Source organism: Corynebacterium sp. HMSC28B08 (assembly GCF_001806865.1).
In the GTDB taxonomy this organism is placed as follows: Bacteria; Actinomycetota; Actinomycetes; order Mycobacteriales; family Mycobacteriaceae; genus Corynebacterium; species Corynebacterium auriscanis.
Genome location: NZ_KV786149.1, coordinates 1 through 1,606 on the forward strand (window position 1 = coordinate 1; position 1,606 = coordinate 1,606).

General features: G+C 56.8%; 1 protein-coding gene and 2 pseudogenes. 2 read left to right on the forward strand and 1 reads right to left on the reverse strand.

Going from position 1 to position 1,606, the window contains the following annotated elements:
* Positions 1–760 (forward strand): annotated as a pseudogene (locus tag HMPREF3098_RS01585) (replicase RepA); the annotation flags it as partial.
* 290 nt (positions 761–1,050) lie between these two features.
* On the forward strand, positions 1,051–1,428 hold the full coding sequence (locus HMPREF3098_RS01590) for a Rid family hydrolase (RefSeq protein WP_070433753.1): 378 nt from the start codon (positions 1,051–1,053) through the stop codon (positions 1,426–1,428).
* A gap of 92 nt (positions 1,429–1,520) precedes the next feature.
* On the opposite strand, the pseudogene HMPREF3098_RS10855 reads toward HMPREF3098_RS01590, so the two are convergent.
* A pseudogene (locus HMPREF3098_RS10855) lies at positions 1,521–1,606 on the reverse strand (DDE-type integrase/transposase/recombinase); the annotation flags it as partial.

A 1,606-nucleotide genomic window follows, 5' to 3' on the forward strand; every position in this document is an offset into this window, starting at 1 on the left:
CTTTTCGACCCTGGCCCAACTTTGCAACAGCACCATCGAGGCCGTGCGCGCGCGCCGTGAAGAAGCACAGATGCTCAAAGATCTCGATGGTGGTCTTTCTAACGCTGATGCCTTGGACGGTGACCGTATTGATGGTGTGAAGGTGCTCTGGATCTCCCAGGGGCGCGTAGCCCGCGACGAGACAGCCTTCCGGCACGCCTTGGCGACCGCGCACCGCCTCCGCGAGGCAGGTGAGCGCATGACCGATGCGAAGATCATTGATGCCTACGAGCGTGCCTATAACATCGCCCAGGCCGTCGGAGCTGATTGCCGCCAGCCGGAGATGCCGTCTCAGCGTGACCGTCAGACGATGGCACGGCGTGTGCGCGGCTATGTCCTCTCCGGCAACCGTGGAGCAGCCGATTCGTCATCGTTCTCCGGCAGCGCTGGAGGTGTCGGCATGCGCGAGCGTAAAGCTCTCGCCACGATGGGACGCAAGGGCGGACAAAAGGCCGCAGAACGCTGGAAAGACCGCGACAGCGAATACGCGCAAGCCGAGATTAGGAAACTCAAGCAGGCGAATGTCAAGCGGGCAACAGGAGGACGAGTCACCGCAAGGCAGATCGCTAACTACTTCGACGACACCATGCTTCAAACAGGCGCATACCCCTCAATCCCGGACGCCATGAAAGAGTTCAGTGTGTCCCGGCCAACCGTAAAAAGGGCCTTGAAGAAGGCAGAAATCTCACTGCCGAGAGGACGTCGAGCATGCTCGAAATAAATGGGTCAGGCCGTAAGCAATACACGGTTCCCCTGCCCCCTTAGGGCAGTTAGTTTTAGAGAAACCACCCGTGCATAGGCAACCATCGATGCTGATCGAACGGTTTGGGTTGACTTTCTAGGAGATCTGCTGCGTTGAACCTAGATGGTGGGTATGAGAGTCCTGCAGGCTCGTGCGCGTGTGTAGGTGAGCATGGTCGATGAGAGACTCTTACGGCAGCGGTTTGTGTGCAAGTTATCTAGAAGAAATGTTTGGCAGCTTAGGATCGCGTTGCTGTTAGGATTTTGAGGATGGATCACCATTTCAGTCCTCAACTTCACCAGTCCAGTGCCCCGTTCTCCCACTTCGCGGCTGCAGATGGCTTGGGTTTTACGGCGGGCATCATTGGCCAAGATCGAGAGACCGGTGAAGTGGTGTCCGGAGATGTTGCGGTTCAGTGTGAGTACATGATGGAGAATCTTCAGATCCTCCTGCGCGAAGTGGGCAGAGGCTTCCAAGATGTGGTGCGTACGACCATCTACCTAACGGACTACGCAGACTTCGGAACCGTCAATGAGGTATACGCCCGGTACTTTGCCGAACCTTATCCAGTGCGAACCACTCTCCAAGTAGCGGCACTCCCACTGGGTGCTGCTGTTCAGATCGACACCGTGGTCAAAGTGGTTTGAGGTGCCCAGAGTGAGACTGTCTCAGAAGGGCTTCTCCGAGAACGGGTGTTTTAGACATTCTTGGACTTTCTGTTGTGGAAACCCACTTCATTATTGCGCTTCGCAGAGAGATAAAAGTCCAGGGTCTGCCCACCGGCGGTGATCGCCCGGTAGAGATAGCACCACGTGCCGCCGACCC